This window comes from Loktanella sp. S4079 (assembly GCF_000967725.1).
In the GTDB taxonomy this organism is placed as follows: domain Bacteria; phylum Pseudomonadota; class Alphaproteobacteria; order Rhodobacterales; family Rhodobacteraceae; genus Yoonia.
Window position 1 is genome coordinate 320,121 of record NZ_JXYE01000002.1, and the last position, 17,825, is coordinate 337,945.

Below are 17,825 nucleotides of genomic sequence, written 5' to 3' on the forward strand. Positions count from 1 at the left end.
GTGAACAAGGCTTTTCCTATCTGCGCTTTGCAGGTATCGTGTGCGTCATGAATGATTTTTCCGAAGAAGATGCCTTTGAGGCCGCAGTTCCGCTAAGCCAGCGCGCCATGGCGCAGCGTCCGACGCCGTATTTAGATAGTCTAAATCCAGCGCAGCGCGAGGCGGTTGAGACACTTCATGGTCCGGTTTTGATGCTGGCCGGGGCCGGAACCGGCAAGACCAAGGCGTTAACGACGCGGATTGCGCATTTGCTTTCTACAGGCACGGCGCGCCCGCATGAAATTCTCGCGGTGACCTTTACCAACAAGGCTGCGCGCGAAATGAAAGAACGGATCGGCGCGCTGATGGGCGAGGCCGTTGAAGGGATGCCATGGCTCGGGACGTTCCACTCGGTTTGCGCCAAGTTGTTGCGACGGCACGCCGAACTGGTTGGGCTTAAGTCGAATTTTACCATCCTTGATAGCGACGATCAGGTTCGCCTGATGAAGCAGCTGATCGAAGCGGCTGGGATCGACGCAAAACGCTGGCCGCCGCGGATGCTGTCGGGGATTATCGACAATTGGAAAAACAAAGCGTGGACGCCTGATAAGGTCCCGGATGCCGATCATGCCGTATTCGATCATCAGGGTGTCGCGCTTTATTCTGCGTATCAACAGCGGCTGCGTGACCTGAATGCAGTGGATTTTGGTGACATCCTGCTCCACATGGTGACCATCTTCCAAAAGCATCCAGATGTTTTGGATCAATATCAGCGGTGGTTCCGCTTTATACTGGTGGACGAATACCAAGATACCAACATCGCCCAATATTTGTGGCTGCGTCTGCTTGCTAGCAAAGACAAGAACATCTGCTGCGTTGGCGATGACGATCAGTCGATCTATGGCTGGCGGGGTGCCGAAGTTGGCAATATCCTCAGGTTTGAGGCCGACTTTCCCGGTGCACATGTTGTCCGGCTCGAGGAAAATTATCGTTCAACCCCACATATTCTGGCGGCGGCATCTGGTGTGATTGCTACCAATAAGGGGCGGTTGGGTAAGACGCTTTTTACCTCGCGTGAGGACGGCGAAAAGGTGCGGCTAATCGGCCATTGGGATGGCGAAGAGGAATCACGCTGGGTGGGTGAAGAAATCGAAGCCATGCAGCGTGGCACGCGCTGCATGATGCCTATGGGGCTGGACCGCATGGCAATTCTTGTGCGCGCGTCACATCAGATGCGCGCCTTTGAGGATCGCTTTCTAAGCATCGGTTTGCCTTACCGTGTGATCGGTGGGCCGCGTTTCTATGAACGGATGGAGATTCGCGACGCGATGGCCTATTTCCGTTTGGCGGTTAGCCATGACGACGACCTAGCCTTTGAGCGTATCGTGAATACGCCCAAACGTGGCTTGGGGGAAAAGGCGGTTCAGACAATCCAGCGCACCGCCCGTGAAAACGGCGTTTCGCTTGTCGAAGGCGCGCGGTTGGTCTGTCAGGGTAAGCTGCTGGGCGGTAAGGGGCTAAAAGAGCTCAGTATTCTTGTCGATGCGCTGGATCGTTGGCGCGGACAGGTCATCGCGGAATCAGATACGCACGTCGAATTGGCCGAAATGATCTTGGACGAATCTGGCTACACAGGGTTTTGGCAAAACGACAAAACGCCCGAGGCGCCCGGTCGCCTCGAGAACCTCAAGGAACTTGTGAAGGCACTTGAGAATTTTGAGAATCTGCAAGGTTTTCTGGAACACGTCAGCCTGATCATGGAGAACGACACCGAAGAGCAGGGTGAAAAGGTCAGTATTATGACACTTCACGCCGCTAAGGGGCTCGAATTTCCGGCTGTATTCTTGCCGGGGTGGGAAGACGGGCTGTTTCCGTCGCAACGTTCCATGGATGAAAGCGGCGTTAAGGGCCTCGAGGAAGAGCGACGCCTTGCCTATGTTGGAATTACCCGCGCTGAGGAAATTTGTACGATTTCCTTTGCTGCAAATCGCCGGGTCTATGGGCAGTGGCAATCACAATTGCCTTCGCGCTTTATAGACGAACTGCCCGAAGAACATGTTGAGGTGCTGACGCCTCCGGGTCTTTATGGAGGAAACTACGGTGCAGCAGGCATGTCGTCTGCGACGATAGCGGGGACGACGCAATCGAATCTGCACCAAAAGGCGCATAGCGCCGATGTTTACGATTCGCCCGGTTGGAAGCGTCTGCAAAGCCGTAGCCAAGACCGAGGCCAAGCAGCCAAACCGCGTGCGCAAAGTATCACAATCGACCTAGAGGCCGTGAGCGCCTTTACGGTTGGTGATCGCGTTTTCCACCAGAAATTCGGTTATGGAGAGCTGATTGGGATAGAGGGCGATAAGCTAGTCATCGAATTTGACAAAGCGGGCAGTAAACATGTGATGGCACGCTTTATCGTTGCGGCCGATCAGGCGGATGACATCCCGTTTTAGCACCTGTGGTCTAACGCAGCACAGGTGGCCCATCATTGGGTTCGCTCGCATAGCGAAGACCGCGTCCAATTCTATGGGCCAATGCGGACCACGCAGCTGCTGTTTCATCGGGTAGCTGCGTTTCCAGTGTTTCGTCAAAAAGCCTGAGCCAAATGTCAAAGTGTTTGGGGTTTATTTCTTGAATCCGCATGTGGGTTTGCATCGGATTCCCGTGATAGTCGCGCTCAAACAAAATTGCGTTCCGCCAGAAACGAACAATCGTCGCCTCATGTGTTGACCAGTCGTGGACGTGGCGTGCGAAAATGGATCCGAGAACGGGATCGTGGCGGACCGCCTGATAAAACAGATGAACAACCTGTGTAATCTGATCGTCAGAGATTGGAAATCGGGGTGGGATGGACATGTTGGCACCTTACGAAGTTTTCACAGGGTCACAACGATTGCGCACAAAAAAACGGTCATGCCCGGGAGGAGGTGAGCATGACCGTCTCTATGATCGGCGCCTGCTTACTCTGGGAGGAGAAGAGCGAGGCGCTTCCTCGCAGGCGTTGCTCGGGAGGAGGTGAACGTAGCCTGCGGTATAATCGGTTCCGCCGGGAGGAGGTGGCGGTTCCGAAACTGTTGTAAAGTGGCGACATCCGGGAGGAGGTGAATGTCGCCACCTTATATGTGACCCAAGCTCAGGGAGGAGGAGGAGACTTGGGCCGGTTCAGAACTGTCTTTTCAGGGAGGAAGCGACAGTTCCGATCTTTGAATTACTTGCCGTACGCAGCTTCGAGTGCGACGCGTTTGATTTCAGAGCGACCCAGGCCCAGATCGGCCAGTTCACGGTTGCTCAGAGCTTCCAGCTCGTTAATTGTTGCAGCGTAGACTTTGCGGTTCGCGATTTTTTGAGCGATCTCAGCGCGGAAAGCGGAGAAGCGTGCAGCAAAAGAGGCGCCAGCAAATTGTGTCTGTGTTTGGTATGTCATGTTCTTTACTCGTCTATCTTTTACGTCGTTGCGATCTGTATCGCTTGGTTGCCCTCCTTATGAAGGATTATGCTGCGCTTGCACAACGGACGTTTGGGCATTGCTGCTATGCAGAAAATGCATAAGCATCCCTGACCTAACGTCATCAATCTGTAGTAATATTGTGCAGATCGGCACTAGGGCTTGCGGTTTGCGTAATTCGTGCCAGATGTTGGTCGATAAATAGACGCTTTGTGAATAAGGGGCCAAGGATGGCAATTACGCGTGATGAAATTTTGGGCGAGCTGGCGCGGCTGACATTGCCCGACGGCGAGAATCTTGTTTCACGCGATATGGTGCGGGCGCTGACCATCGAATCTGGTGCGGTGCGTTTTGTGATCGAGGCTGCCAATCCTGATGAAGCATCCAAGATGGACGCGATCCGCAAGGCGGCCGAGGAATTGGTGGGCGCGTTAGATGGTGTTAGCTCTGTTTCGGTTGTGCTGACCGCGCACGGACCAGCACCCAAGGCCCCAGAGCCACCCACATTAAAGGTGGGGCGTCATCCGACACCGCAGGCCGGGCCTGCACCTGTCGCAGGTGTGGATCGCATTTTGGCGATTGGGTCAGGTAAGGGTGGCGTGGGTAAATCCACGGTTTCGTCAAACCTTGCGGTTGCGCTGGCAAAAGAGGGGCGCCGCGTCGGGTTGCTCGACGCAGATATCTATGGGCCGAGCCAACCACGCATGATGGGGGTCTCGAAACGACCTGCTAGCCCCGACGGAAAAATCATCGAGCCTCTCAAGGCGCATGGTGTAACGATGATGTCGATTGGTCTCATGGTTGATCCCGACAAGGCCGTGGTTTGGCGCGGGCCAATGTTGATGGGGGCTTTGCAACAGATGCTGGGGCAGGTTGCTTGGGGTGAATTAGATGTCCTGATCGTTGATTTGCCGCCGGGAACGGGTGACGTACAGCTGACGCTATGCCAGAAAACCAATCTGACCGGCGCTGTGGTTGTCAGCACGCCGCAGGATGTGGCGCTGATTGATGCTCGCAAGGCGATTGACATGTTCAAGACGCTCAAGACACCTGTGCTTGGGTTGATCGAGAATATGTCGACATTCCACTGCCCAAATTGCGGGCATGAATCACATATCTTTGGGCATGGCGGTGTAGCTGCCGAGGCTGATGCGATGGGTGTGCCGTTGCTGGGGGCTTTGCCGATTGATTTGGATACACGACTTGCTGGTGACGCGGGCGTCCCAGTCGCGGCTGGCGATGGGGCGATGGCAGATGCATATCGCCAGTTGGCTCGCCGCTTTATTGATGGCGGAATGGCTTAGCCGCATTCTTTGTAGCAACCTAAAGGGGCGGCGAGCGTATGCTCTGCCGCCTCTTTTTGTTTTGGGCGACCCGGTTGTGGCGGGAATGCCACGGGGTATTGCGCATTTTGAGGGTCGCTATGGGAAACTATGGAATCTGCTGGTGATTCGGACTTAAGGCCGGGTTTCCAGGGCGTCATGTGAATATTTTTGAAGAAAATTCACGAGCGTGACGGCAGTAGGCGCGCTTTTGATGTCGTCTCGGGGAATTTCTGGAAATTTTTTCTACGCGGCTAGCGCTACTAGATGTGGTGCCGAAATTCGCTGATTCCACTACAAATTCTCTAAATTTCGAATGAATTCTTGCTGGCTCAAAGCTGGCCTCAGCGGAAATCCCCATGAGGTTCCATGAATTCCCAAAAAACTGTTGATCCGATTCCCAAGTGCTGTCAAAACAAGAGCACGGTAACGACGACACACATTCAAACGGGGCAGTTAAGAACCCCAACCGGCAAAAGCAGGTTTCTACAGGCTTCGTCATTACCCAAAACAGATCCGGCGCGTGAGCGAGCAGACATCCCCCCAGGTGGCACGCGCAGTCGGACTTTTCCCCGAAAATAAGGGGTAAAGCGGCGGATTGTGCAGTGGCAGCAGCGCAATTCGCCGTTCCTACATTTAGGGCCGCATAAGTGGCCGCATTCAGAGGTAAGGGACCGAGGGACAGTGGTTCTGAGTTTTACAGGCGAACACACCCAAAAGGTGGACAGTAAGGGGCGCATGTCGATCCCTGCTGATTTTCGCCGTGTGCTCGAAGCTGGAGACCCTGAATGGACAACAGGTTTGTCGCCGCGCATGTATTTGCTGTATGGTGATCACCTCAAGAACGAACTGCACGGCTATACTGTCAGCGAATTCACGGCGCTCGTGGATCAGATCAACGCGATGCCACGCGGTTCTGCGAATAAGAAGAAATTGTCGCGCTTGATTATTGGGCAGTCCATTAAGCTGGATGTCGATAAGGATGGGCGCACCGTCATGCCGATTAAGCAGCGACAAAAGCTGGGCCTGACGGACGGAGAATTAAAGTTCAGCGGTCTTGGTGATCATTTCGAAATCTGGAAAGCAGAGACATACGCCGAAGAAATTGCAGATGATCTGACGGATTGGTTGGATGAGCAGGGTGATGATTTCGATCCGCTGAGCCTGCTTGATGAGTAAAGGTTGAACAATGTCAGCTGCCACCGACAACGCACCACATATTCCGGTTCTGATTAGACCGCTCATCGCAGCGGTCTCTCCTGTTTCTGGCGTTTGGCTGGATGGGACGTTTGGTGCGGGTGGCTATACGCGTGAATTGCTTGCTGCGGGTGCGGATAAGGTGATCGGCGTTGATCGCGATCCGCTTGCGTTTGAAATGGCAGCAAGTTGGGTGGGGCAATACGGTGACCGCATTGCGCTCCAAGAAGGTACTTTTTCGCGGCTTGATGAATACGCCTCTGATCTCGACGGAGTTGTCTTGGATCTGGGGGTGAGTTCGATGCAGTTGGATCTGGCCGAGCGCGGGTTTTCGTTCATGCGCGATGGACCACTGGATATGCGTATGTCGCAAGACGGTCCCTCTGCCGCGGATTTGGTGAACACCGCCGATGAGGCCGAAATCGCCGATATTATTTTCTTATACGGTGAAGAGCGTGCTTCGCGCCGTATTGCACGCGCGATTGTCGCTGCGCGTCCGATTACGACAACTTTGCAATTGGCCAAAGTCGTCGAAGGATGTTTGCCACGTGCAAAGCCGAACCAATCGCATCCTGCAACGCGCACGTTTCAGGCGCTGCGAATTGCGGTGAACAACGAATATGGCGAACTGGCTGCGGGATTGATGGCAGCTGAACGCGCGCTTAAGCCCGGTGGGCAACTGGCTGTGGTGACATTCCACTCGGTCGAAGACCGCATGGTAAAGCGTTTCTTGCAGGCGCGTTCGGGCAATGTGGCAAATGCCAACCGTTACGCACCGGAAACAGAACAGGTGACGCCCGCATTTCGCATCGAGAAACGCAAGGCGATTGGTCCCGACGATCAAGAGCTTGCTGAAAACCCGCGTTCGCGCTCGGCTAAGTTGCGCGTGGCGATCCGTACCGACGCCCCCGCCGAGGAAATTGATCCTGCGGTTCTGGGTATGCCAATGAAAAAGAAAAAGGGGGGCAGGTAGATGCGTGGTGTTTTATTTGTTGTCGCCGCTCTTGTTGTGATGGGGCTGGCCTTTTGGGCCTATCAGGAAAACTACAAAACGCAGGCTGCGATCGCCGAAGTGCGAGATCTGCACCAGCAGATCGGCGCTGCACATGAACGGCTGGGCATGTTGCGCGCTGAGTGGGCCTATCTGAACCGTCCTGATCGACTGGCTGATCTGGCCGAGTTAAATTTCGACCGTTTAGGTCTGCTGCCCATTATGCCTGATGCCTTTGGTCGCGTGGATCAGATTATCTATCCGCTTCCGCCGATTGCGCCGATTACAAACCCAATCGAACTGTCCAGCGACGCGTTCCAGAACGTGGAGAACCCGCTATGACCCGCATGCCGCTGCGACCTCTCGCGCGGATTTTGAAAGCGCGGGAAACAGGTGAAAACCCAGATGTGATCGAGGCCGAAATCCGGGCCAAACGGCACGAAGAGATGCATGACAAATCCCGCCAACGTGCCGAGGGGCGTTTGCTGGTGCTGGGTTTGGCGTTCTTTTGCGCCTTTATCACCATCGGTGCCCGCATGGGGACGCTGGCATCTTCGGTGCCCGAAGAACCACGCGCGACAACAGTCGGGAACCCTATTATTGGTCAACGCGCTGATATTGTGGACAGAAATGGGCGTATTCTTGCGACCAATCTAGCGACGCATTCGCTCTATGCGCATCCGCGCGATATGATTGATCCTGCAAATGCCGCCAAAGGGCTGGCTGCAATTTTCCCGGAACTGGATGAACAGGAATTGCTTGCTGATTTTACGGGCGAGCGAAAATTCCTGTGGATTCGGCGTCAGATCAGCCCCGAACAAATGCAGGCGGTCCATGACATTGGTAGCCCGGGCTTGCTGTTTGGGCCGCGTGAAATGCGTCTTTATCCCAATGGCTCTGTGGCTGCCCATATTTTGGGTGGCGCCAGCTATGGTCGCGAAGGTGTTGCAAGCGCCGAGGTCATTGGTGTGGCCGGCGTAGAGCGCCAGTTTGATGGTTTCCTAAGAGATCCCGCAAACGAGGGCGCGCCGCTCGAGCTTTCGCTTGATCTGACCGTTCAAGCCGCCGCTGAACAGGTTTTGGCGGGTGGGATGTCGATTATGTCGGCCAAGGGCGCGGCCTCAGTTTTGATGGATGTGCACACTGGCGAGATTATTTCGATGGTGTCGCTGCCTGACTTTGATCCAAATAACCGGCCGCGCATGCTGACTTCTGGTGATCAATCAGACAGTCCACTGTTCAACCGTGCTGTGCAGGGCGTCTACGAGCTGGGTTCGACATTCAAGATTTTTGCCGTTGCGCAGGCCATGGAGTTGGGACTGATTAACGCAAACACGATGATTGACACCCAAGGGCCGCTGACTTGGGGGCGCTTTCGTATTCGTGATTTCCATGACTATGGTCCAGAACTTACCTCGACTGACGTAATCGTTGAATCGTCCAACGTCGGGACCGCCCGTATTGCCATGCAGATCGGCGCTGATCGCCAGCGCGAATTCCTAGGATCGCTCGGTTTTCTAGAGCCAACCCCAGTTGAGATGGTCGAAGCCCCAACTGGTAAACCATTGCTGCCGCCGCACTGGTCCGAGATTTCCGCGATGACGATTTCCTATGGTCACGGGCTTTCCTCTTCACCTTTGCATCTTGCTGCGGCATATGCTGCCGTCGCCAATGGCGGCACACGTGTAGAGCCCACATTGCGCAAGGTCGAAACGCCTGTCGTTGGCCCACGCGTAATGAGCGACGCGGTCAGCCAAAGCGCCGTCCATATGTTGCGCCAAGTTGTGACACGCGGCACCGCCTCTTTGGGCGAGGTAGCAGGCTATGAAGTGGCGGGAAAAACCGGGACTGCCGATAAGCCGCGTGAAACTGGTGGCGGCTATTACGACGATAAGGTGATTGCCACCTTTGCCTCTGTGTTTCCGGCCAGCGATCCGCAATATGTATTGATTGTGACACTGGACGAACCATCCGTTTACACATTGGGTGAAACGCGCCGCACCGCTGGTTGGACAGCTGTTCCCGTCGCGGCCGAGATGATACGTCGCGTCGGGCCGTTGCTTGGCTTGCGGCCGCACGTGGACAGTTCGCAACCTGTCAGTGTAACACTCACTTCAAACTGATCGAGGCATACCATGAAATCTCTAGCGGACCTGGGACTAACAGCGATCAACGGACGCGAGGCCCAGATCACAGGGGTGACTGTGGACAGTCGCAATGTGCAGCCCGGTGCCTTGTTTGCGGCTTTGCCCGGTAGTGCCGTACATGGAGCCACATTTGTCGAAACGGCAATCGCAGGCGGTGCAGTCGCTATTCTGACCGATAGCGAAGGTGCGCAAATCGCGGCTAATATTTTGGATGCGTCAGACTGTGCGGTGGTTGTGGCCCAAGATCCGCGTCAAACACTGGCGCAAACGGCCTCTCTTTGGTTTGGTTCGCACCCTCAGACGATGGTTGCTGTGACCGGTACGAATGGCAAAACGTCTGTTGCCACCTTCTGTCGGCAAATCTGGGAAGAATTGGACATCAAGGGTGTCAATCTCGGCACCACAGGTGTCGAAGGTGCTTGGACGCATCCCTTGAGCCATACGACGCCAGAACCAATCACTTTGCATTCGGTTTTGGCCAAGGCTGCCGCATCGGGCGTCACCCACGCTGCGATGGAGGCATCTTCACACGGTTTGGATCAAAAGCGACTAGATGGCGTCATGCTTTCGGCGGCAGGGTTCACGAATTTCTCTCAAGATCACTTGGATTACCACGAAACCTTTGATGCTTATTTCAAGGCCAAGATGGGTTTGTTCACGCGTGTTCTGGCTGACGATGGTGTGGCCGTCGTGAATTTGGATGACCCCAAGGGCCTTCAGGTCGCCGAAATCTGCATGGCGCGCGGCCAAGAAGTCATCGGCGTTGGACGTCACGAAAATGCACGCTTGCGCATCACCGGACAACGGTTTGACGCAACGGGTCAGGAGATTCTATTCACGTGGCAGGGAAAAGCACGACAGGTACGCCTTGATTTGATTGGTGGGTTTCAAGCTGACAACGTGATGCTTGCTGCTGGTCTTGTGATTGCTGCGGGTGCCGAGCCGTCAGACGTCTTTGATACTTTGCCACATTTGGGCACTGTGCATGGCCGTATGGAGCTGGCCGCAACGCGCGAAAACGGTGCAGCCGTCTTTGTAGATTATGCGCACACGCCTGACGCCGTTCAGACCGCACTTGCGGCCATGCGCCCACATGTCATGGGGCGTATCATTGCCATCGTTGGTGCTGGCGGCGATCGGGACACGACGAAACGCCCGCTAATGGGGCGTGCGGCGGCTGAGAATGCAGACCTGATTTTTGTCACCGACGACAACCCCCGGTCAGAAGATCCGGCAGCAATCCGCAAAGCGGTCATTGCCGGCGCGACAGAGGTCGCCGCAGCCGATAAAGTCATCGAAGTTGGTGACCGCGCAGAGGCAATCTTGCGCGCGACAGATATGCTTCAATCGGGTGATGCGCTCTTGGTAGCTGGCAAGGGGCATGAAACGGGCCAGACGATTGGCGATACCGTTCTACCATTTGATGATGTCGAACAGGCCAGCATGGCTGTTGCTGCGCTGGAAGGGCGCATATGACCCCGCTATGGACAGGTGAAGATGTCATTGCGGCAACAGGCGCAACCGGGCCAGAGGATTGGAGCGCCAGCGGCGTGTCAATTGACGCAGAGACAGTACAACACGGTGATCTGTATATCCATCTGGGGGATCAGGAAGATCGGGCGCTTGCAAGAGCACACGAGAATGGCGCAGTAGCCGCGATTGTCGCTGATACGGGTGTACGCGTGCCAAAGGGGCTGATCCGTATTGCAGTTCCTGATGCGATGCACGCATTGACAGATTTGGCGCGGGCCGCGCGCTATCGGACCACTGCTAAGATTATCGCTGTAACGGGTTCCGTTGGCAAAGCATCGACAATCGGCATGATCAAAGTGATGCTCGCGAAACATGGACCTTGTCACGTGTCGGATACGCGATACGGCAGTCAGATTGACGTCCCGTTGAGCCTCGTGCGCATGCCGGTCGATACAGTTTATGCTGTGATCAAGATCGGCGCACGCCACCCCGGTGATATTCGCCCGCTTTCACAGTTGGTCCAACCCGATGTTGCGCTGGTCACCCGCATCGCTGCAGAACACTTAGCTAACTTTGGAAGTATCGCTGCGATTGCCCAAGAGAAAGCGACGATCTTTGATGGTCTTGGGGCAAACGGCGTAGCAATTTTCCACGCAGAGGAAGAATACGCGGGACCGTTACGCAAGGCTGCGGGCAAACGTCGCGCTATTTCGTTCGGTCCGTCGGAATGCGATTGGGCATTGCGGCATTTGCGCCTCGGTGCCGAGGTATCAGTCGTGATGGCACGCGGGCAGGGGCAGGATTATCTCTTTAAACTGGGCGTTCCCGGGCGACATTTTGCGGTTAACGCGCTTGGGGCATTAGGGGTTGTAGCAGAAGTTGGCATAGATACGGTGACCGCAACCTTTGATCTCGCGGAGTGGCGACCATCCGCGGGACGTGGTACGCGCGAACATATCGTGCTGGACCCGGCAAACGACAGTGACACGATTGAACTGTTGGACGATGCGCTAAATGCGAATCCGACCTCTGTTGATACATCTCTGGAAATGATCGCCGTCGCGCAACCTTTTGATAACGTTGGTCGTATTGTTAAGGGTAGGCGGGTTGTCATCTTTGGCGATATGGGCGGGCTGGGTGCTGATGGCGCAGCATTTCACGGCGCGCTAGCACAAAACCGTCACTTGCAGGCCGTTGATCAGGTGCATTGCGCGGGGCCGCTCATGTATCACCTGTGGCGCGCCTTGCCGCAACATCAGCGTGGTAAATGGACTCAAAGCTCGGCCGATCTGGTGCCACAGGTATCACGCCTGATCGATGCGGGTGATGTTGTGCTGGTTAAGGGTTCGGCGAGCAGTAAAATCAGTCTGGTCGTTGACGCCATAAGAAAACTGGGGCATCGCCGCCCCCAAGAAGAATAGGATTCCGACATGCTTTATTGGCTTACATCACTTTCCGATGGCGGCGACTTTTTCAACTTGTTCCGCTACATCACCTTTCGTGCGGGTGGGGCGTTTATGACCTCGCTTTTGTTTGGGTTCATTTTTGGACCGCCGTTGATCAACGTGCTGCGCCGCAAACAAGGCAAAGGGCAACCCATCCGCGATGATGGACCAGAAGGGCATTTCGCCAAAGCAGGTACGCCAACGATGGGCGGGCTTTTGATCGTTGGTGCGCTGACGACATCAACCTTGTTGTGGGCGCGTTGGGACAATCCATTCGTGTGGATGGTCTTGTTCGTGACCCTGTCGTTCGCTGCCATCGGTTTTGCCGATGATTACGCAAAAGTATCAAAGCAAAACACCGCAGGTGTTTCTGGTAAGGTGCGCATTTTGCTAGGTATTTTGATCGCCGGAATCGCAGGCTATTGGGCGGCGGCATACCATCCTGATGACCTGACAAACCAATTGGCGATGCCGGTGTTCAAAGATACGTTGATCAACCTTGGTATTTTGTTCGTCCCATTTGCAATTGTTGTGATCGTTGGTGCGGCCAATGCCGTGAACCTGACCGACGGGCTGGATGGATTGGCGATCATGCCAGTCATGATTGCAGCCGCGGCCTTTGGGATTATCGCCTATGCTGTCGGGCGCACCGATTTTACCGAGTATCTGGACGTGCACTATGTCCCACAAACCGGTGAGATTTTGATATTCTGTGCAGGTCTAATCGGCGGCGGGCTGGGCTTTTTGTGGTACAACGCGCCACCCGCTGCGGTCTTTATGGGGGATACAGGGTCGCTGGCCCTTGGTGGTGCATTGGGTGCAATTGCCGTCGCAACAAAGCACGAAATCGTCCTTGCAATCGTAGGCGGTGTCTTTGTGGTCGAAGCGCTGAGCGTGATCATTCAGGTGCTCTATTTCAAGCGCACAGGAAAGCGTGTGTTTCTGATGGCCCCGATTCACCATCACTACGAGAAAAAGGGCTGGGCAGAACCGCAGATCGTGATCCGGTTTTGGATCATATCATTGATCCTCGCGATGATTGGTCTGGCCACTCTGAAGGTTCGCTAAGTCGCACTTAGCATATGATTTGACGACAGGCTCCAGAGATAACTTTGGAGCCTGTTTTTTTGCCTAAAGCCCCTTAGCCTTTAAACATGCTTATCCAGACCTATGCTGACTGTTTCAGCGCGTAGAAAGAATCGGCTTAGACGGGAGGCCGAGGTTCAACCTCATGTGTGCTCTGACCAAAAAAACCGGGCCTTCTCGATATTCCCTGCTCGCAGGTCTTCTTGGGCAATCATGAGAATCAAATAGGCGTCGCTACGGATCTTGGTGGCTAGTTGGAACCGAATCTGAAGCAGGACTCTGTCTAGTCCGGCCTTGCTGGCTTCTTTCTTCTGCTGCTTTGATAACAGGTAGGGATGCCCGCCAATACGGTGAGCCTCCTGTTGGTTTTGAAGCTCTCGGCTTTTCCTATGAAGGCGCCGAATTGCTTGGGCAGCATGTTCATCTTTGGGAACGCGTCTCGCGTAGGCTTGGTCATGGTAGAATAGATTGCAATGCGGTTTCGCGAGTGCGAGGGCAGGCGGCTTTGTCTTTGTGCTTTCCATTGCGACAGCCCAACCATTCTGCAAGAGTTCTTCGTCTGAAACGTCGCTATCGAATGCCTCAAGTGTTTCCTCATCGGGCTCTTGTGACAATAAAGAAACTTGGTTGGCTACTTTGCCTACGCCTGACGGATATGAGAGGACACGTCCGTTCGAAGGATGAGGGTACCATCTGATTACGTGGGAGATGTTCTGATTTCGCTTAAGGGATTCTTGTGAATGCCGATCCTTGGACATTTGATCTAGATCGATATCCGCAAACACCTGTAGCAATCCCTGATGCGGCAGATCGAGTGTCTGCGGCACCTGAGCAAAATTGATTTGGGTAAGAAAGCACAGCGGCGTACCGTCGTCTGTCGAGGGCCAGTCATTTTCAGCATCCGGGACCCAAGGTTTCCCGCCCAGCCTCGTGTCCAAAGGTTCAAGGTTATCGCGTAACTTCACCGACAGTGACACCATGGGCAGCTCTGCGTTCTCCATCGTCTGCCTCGCCGCATCCACCTCGCTTTTTGATATTGGTTTGTTGAGTTTTCTGAGGAGCTTCCGGGCCGTTCTGTCAGCTTTGTCGAACCAGATAACATCGTTGAAAATCAAGAAAAGGAAGAACGCGATAAATCCAACTGCTATCCACCAGATCATAATTGTCTCCTCTGGATACCAACGAAAATAAGAACCCCTGATCGCTATTTTCAATGGCTGACTGCACGCAACGTCCATTTGGGCGTCGCTCAAAATTCACATGTTGCGATGCACTACACCATGGTTTCCCAATCGCACAAAGCGACATCTGATGCGGTTGCACGAATTCAGGTTTTAGATGCACTTGAGTATACGTGCCATGTGGGGGGACGACGTCGCGACAGAAAGCGCTAGGCAGTTTCGTGATTTATGTTGAGCGGCAGTTTGAGGATATTTTGCGGTCCAGCTCCGCCATCCATATACTGTGCGCCCGTATCAACGAAACCGCCGCTGATGTAGGCGCGATAGGCCAATGGATTGCGTAAGTTGACTGTCAGCATGATAGCTTCGGCCTCTGGGTAGAGGTCGGTTAGATAGGCGCGTAGCTGCGCACAGCAAGCTTTGGCAATGCCGCGTCCCTGCAGCGATTGATCTACCAAAAACGTGCGCAAGCCATAGATCGCTCTGGCCGCGAACTGGTGATGGGTATGAAAGCCGCGGTCAATGCGGAACATCCCCGCCACCTGATCGTCGGCCATGATGACATGTACGTCGATTGCAGGATCGTTGAGGTCGATAAATTCGGCGGGTTGCCCGGAAAAGACGACTTGATCATCGGCGACAGTGACCTGCCTTAGCTGTTCAGCCAAGGCAGGGGTGAGCGCCGTCAGTGTGACATTGGTCAATCTTCCATTGCCTCAAGTTCGTCGATGAAGCCTTCGATCATCGAAAGACCCTTGTCCCAGAATTTTGGGTCCGACGCGTCCAGACCAAAAGGCGCAAGCAGTTCTTTGTGGTGCTTTGAGCCACCCGCGCGCAGCATATCAAAATACTTGGCTTGGAAGTCCGCGTCGCCCTCGGCGTAGACCGCGTAGAGCGCGTTTACCAAACCATCGCCAAACGCATAGGCGTAGACATAGAAAGGAGAGTGCACAAAATGCGGGATATAGGCCCAGAAGGTTTCGTAACCCGGTGCAAAGTCGAACACATCGCCAAGGCTTTCTGCCTGAACGGACATCCACAGCGCGTTAATGTCATCTGGCGTTAGTTCGCCTTCGGCGCGGGCGGCATGCAATTTGCATTCAAAATCGTAGAAAGCGATCTGTCGCACGACCGTGTTAATCATGTCTTCGACTTTTCCGGCCAGCAAGACTTTGCGCTCTTCTTTGGTTTTCGCGCCATCCAATAGTTTCTGGAATGTTAGCATTTCACCAAAGACAGAGGCGGTTTCGGCCAGCGTCAGCGGCGTAGACGACAGGAGTTCGCCCTGTTCAGCCGCGAGCACCTGATGCACGCCGTGACCCAATTCATGCGCAAGCGTCATTACATCACGCGGTTTACCCAAGTAATTGAGCATCACATAGGGGTGTACGGGGGTGACAGTCGGGTGCGCAAATGCACCGGGGGCTTTGCCGGGTTTTACAGCCGCATCGATCCAGCCTTTGTCAAAGAAAGGTTGCGCAATTTCAGCCATCTTCGGGTCAAAGCTGCGATAGGCATCCAGCACGGTGTTTGTGGCCTCGGACCAGTCGACAATACGGTCGCTTTCCATCGGGAGCGGCGCGTTGCGGTCCCAGACTTGCATACGATCCAAGCCTAGCCACTTTGCCTTGAGCGCATAGTAGCGGTGCGACAGACGCGGATAGGCGGCCACAACGGCGTCGCGCAGGGCCTCGACCACTTCGGGTTCGACATGGTTGGACAGGTGACGACCAGTTTGTGGTGTCGGCATGTTCCGCCAGCGGTCTTCGATTTCTTTTTCTTTGGCCAGCGTGTTGTGAACGCGCGAGAATATCTTGATGTTTTCTTGGAACACTTTTGCTAGCGCATGTGTCGCGGCTTCGCGTTTGCTGCGGTCTTGTTCGGTGAGCAGGTTCAACGTTGCTTCGAGGTTCAGCGTTTCGCCGTTTACCTCGAATTCTAGCCCCGCAGTGGTTTCATCGAATAGCCGGTTCCAGGCTGCCGCACCAACGGTTGACTGATCGTGCAAAAATTTCTCCAGCTCATCTGAAAGCTGGTAAGGTTTCATTGCGCGCATACGGTCAAAAATGGGTTTGTAGCGTGCCAGATCTGCGTTTTCCGCCAGTAGGGTGTTCAGGTGATCATCGTCGAGGCGATTGAATTCAAGACCATAGAACACCAGCGGCGTGGTGAATGTCGTGATCTTGTCCTGACAGTCGGCCATGAATTTAGCGCGGTCGCTGTCGGTTGTGATTTGGTAATAGCGCAATCCGGCGAATGACATGATCCGCCCAGCGATCACGTCAATTTGTTCGTAGCGCTGCACCGCTGAAAGCAGCCCACTTGCGTCCAGCTGATCTAGCTTGCCTTGGTAATCCGTTGCGAAGGCAGCGCATTCGGTCTCTAGCCATTCTAGATCAGAAGCGAGTTCGGGTGCTTCGTCGCTGGTGTAAAGATCGCTGAGATCCCATTCAGGAAGGTTTCCAAGGTCTTTTCCGCCCTCGGCGTTCGCATCAAATACAGGCTGTGGAAAATTCATATCATACCTCTGACCGATTGTTTGGGCACAACATAGGTGCCTGTCAGGGCAGTTGAAAGCCCCCAACCAGGTCAAAGACAGATGATCTAGGCGATTACCTTGGCATGCGTCGTATCGAGAAAGTGAGAGACCGTCGCATCAAAGATTTTGGCCTGAAACGTCGGGCTATCCATCATCATTTCGTGCTGGCCACCCGCAATCACACGCAATTGCCCGTCCGGCCAGCTTGCCATGCGTTCATGGATACGTGCCGGATCAACGATGGCCTCTTTGCTGCCCAAAAACGTAAGGCAGGGAATGTTGGTCGGTGAGGGTAGGGCGCTCAGGCGGTGCATTTCACGCAACGACGTATTCAGCCACCGCAAGGATGGCCCACCAAGACCAAGGTCAGGGTACGAACGCAACTGCCGTCCAAGAGTTTCAAACATGTCACGGTCATTGGTGAGCGTGTTACCTTCAAAGGCCGCGCGCAGCACATAAGGTTTCTCGAATTGTCCGGGGGCAAGAGTTTCGTCAAACCCCAGCTGTCTGCTCATGGCGGAAAGGCCCCATGCAATTGGGCGCAATGCCACAGACATTTGGATGCCCCACATCGGGGCCGAGAACATCGCGGCCTTCACATCCAACCCATTCAACAATGACCGCAATCCAATGCATCCACCCATCGAATGCGCGATCAAATAGTATGGTTTGGGCAGGTTTTGCGCATTGGCATAAGCCAATAGCGCCGCAACATCATGCTGGAAATCGGCAAAGCTGGCCACATGCCCGATTGCGCGATTGGCGACCATGCGATCAGAAATACCCTGTCCGCGCCAGTCAATCACCACAGAAGCAAGGCCGCGTTTGTGGAGCGCCTTGGCTGCACGGCCGTATTTTTCGATAAATTCGGTCCGACCCGGAAAAATCAAGACGGTGCCTTTGGCATTCGCCTTTTTCCAATGGCCCACACGAATGCGTAGACCATCGGTTGTTCTTAGCCAATGGGCAGCACCCCCTGCGGGACCATTTGCAATATCGTCAAAAAGAGGTGCTGTTTCCATG

At 54.5% G+C, this 17,825-nt stretch carries 15 protein-coding genes; 9 read left to right on the forward strand and 6 right to left on the reverse strand.

Annotated features, from left to right (window positions below):
- Window positions 1-47: 47 nt before the first annotated feature.
- Window positions 48-2,429, forward strand: coding sequence for an ATP-dependent helicase (locus TW80_RS02725; RefSeq protein ID WP_045996963.1), 2,382 nt, complete (start codon window positions 48-50; stop codon window positions 2,427-2,429).
- A 10-nt stretch (window positions 2,430-2,439) separates the two neighbouring features.
- Here the strand turns inward: TW80_RS02725 and TW80_RS02730 are convergent, their stop codons facing one another.
- Together TW80_RS02730 and TW80_RS02735 are read right to left on the reverse strand one after the other, a co-directional pair.
- Window positions 2,440-2,832, reverse strand: a complete 393-nt coding sequence (locus tag TW80_RS02730; protein WP_045995818.1) for a group III truncated hemoglobin — start codon at window positions 2,830-2,832, stop codon at window positions 2,440-2,442.
- A 352-nt stretch (window positions 2,833-3,184) separates the two neighbouring features.
- Window positions 3,185-3,400: a DUF1127 domain-containing protein gene (locus TW80_RS02735; protein WP_045995819.1), complete on the reverse strand. Its 216-nt coding sequence runs from the start codon at window positions 3,398-3,400 to the stop codon at window positions 3,185-3,187.
- 251 nt (window positions 3,401-3,651) lie between these two features.
- Here TW80_RS02735 and TW80_RS02740 point away from each other — a divergent pair, with 251 nt between their 5' ends.
- The 8 genes from TW80_RS02740 (at window position 3,652) to mraY (ending at window position 13,064) form a co-directional block, all read left to right on the forward strand.
- The gene (locus TW80_RS02740) at window positions 3,652-4,725 is read left to right on the forward strand and encodes an Mrp/NBP35 family ATP-binding protein (RefSeq protein WP_045995820.1); all 1,074 of its coding nucleotides are present in this window, start codon (window positions 3,652-3,654) and stop codon (window positions 4,723-4,725) included.
- 702 nt (window positions 4,726-5,427) lie between these two features.
- A complete protein-coding gene (locus tag TW80_RS02745) occupies window positions 5,428-5,922 on the forward strand; it encodes a division/cell wall cluster transcriptional repressor MraZ (RefSeq protein ID WP_084625706.1) in 495 nt (164 codons plus the stop codon).
- Window positions 5,923-5,932: 10 nt separating this feature from the next.
- Window positions 5,933-6,913: a 16S rRNA (cytosine(1402)-N(4))-methyltransferase RsmH gene (gene rsmH / locus TW80_RS02750; protein ID WP_045995822.1), complete on the forward strand. Its 981-nt coding sequence runs from the start codon at window positions 5,933-5,935 to the stop codon at window positions 6,911-6,913.
- Window positions 6,914-7,273: a cell division protein FtsL gene (gene ftsL, locus TW80_RS02755; RefSeq protein ID WP_045995823.1), complete on the forward strand. Its 360-nt coding sequence runs from the start codon at window positions 6,914-6,916 to the stop codon at window positions 7,271-7,273.
- The gene (locus TW80_RS02760; protein WP_045995824.1) at window positions 7,270-9,054 is read left to right on the forward strand and encodes a peptidoglycan D,D-transpeptidase FtsI family protein; all 1,785 of its coding nucleotides are present in this window, start codon (window positions 7,270-7,272) and stop codon (window positions 9,052-9,054) included. The genes ftsL and TW80_RS02760 overlap by 4 nt, the downstream gene beginning before the upstream one ends.
- Before the next feature lie 12 nt (window positions 9,055-9,066).
- Window positions 9,067-10,554 carry a UDP-N-acetylmuramoyl-L-alanyl-D-glutamate--2,6-diaminopimelate ligase gene (locus TW80_RS02765; RefSeq protein ID WP_045995825.1) on the forward strand — a complete coding sequence of 496 codons (1,488 nt, stop codon included), beginning with the start codon at window positions 9,067-9,069 and terminating at the stop codon, window positions 10,552-10,554.
- Window positions 10,551-11,972 carry a UDP-N-acetylmuramoyl-tripeptide--D-alanyl-D-alanine ligase gene (locus TW80_RS02770; protein WP_045995826.1) on the forward strand — a complete coding sequence of 474 codons (1,422 nt, stop codon included), beginning with the start codon at window positions 10,551-10,553 and terminating at the stop codon, window positions 11,970-11,972. Before TW80_RS02765 ends, TW80_RS02770 begins: the two co-directional genes overlap by 4 nt.
- A 9-nt stretch (window positions 11,973-11,981) precedes the next feature.
- Entirely contained in the window at window positions 11,982-13,064 is a 1,083-nt protein-coding gene (mraY, locus tag TW80_RS02775) for a phospho-N-acetylmuramoyl-pentapeptide-transferase (RefSeq protein WP_045995827.1), read from the forward strand.
- A gap of 161 nt (window positions 13,065-13,225) precedes the next feature.
- On the opposite strand, the gene TW80_RS02780 is transcribed toward mraY, so the two are convergent.
- The 4 genes from TW80_RS02780 to TW80_RS02795 form a co-directional block, all read right to left on the reverse strand.
- A complete protein-coding gene (locus tag TW80_RS02780; protein WP_162197146.1) occupies window positions 13,226-14,242 on the reverse strand; it encodes a DUF1963 domain-containing protein in 1,017 nt (338 codons plus the stop codon).
- Window positions 14,243-14,472: 230 nt separating this feature from the next.
- On the reverse strand, window positions 14,473-14,967 hold the full coding sequence (locus TW80_RS02785; RefSeq protein ID WP_045995829.1) for a GNAT family N-acetyltransferase: 495 nt from the start codon (window positions 14,965-14,967) through the stop codon (window positions 14,473-14,475).
- Complete coding sequence (locus TW80_RS02790) at window positions 14,964-16,781, reverse strand: M3 family oligoendopeptidase (protein WP_045995830.1); 1,818 nt, start codon at window positions 16,779-16,781, stop codon at window positions 14,964-14,966. The genes TW80_RS02785 and TW80_RS02790 overlap by 4 nt, the downstream gene beginning before the upstream one ends.
- A gap of 86 nt (window positions 16,782-16,867) precedes the next feature.
- Window positions 16,868-17,824 (reverse strand): alpha/beta hydrolase, encoded by a 957-nt coding sequence (locus tag TW80_RS02795; RefSeq protein WP_045995831.1) that lies wholly within the window; start codon window positions 17,822-17,824, stop codon window positions 16,868-16,870.
- Window position 17,825: the final 1 nt, after the last annotated feature.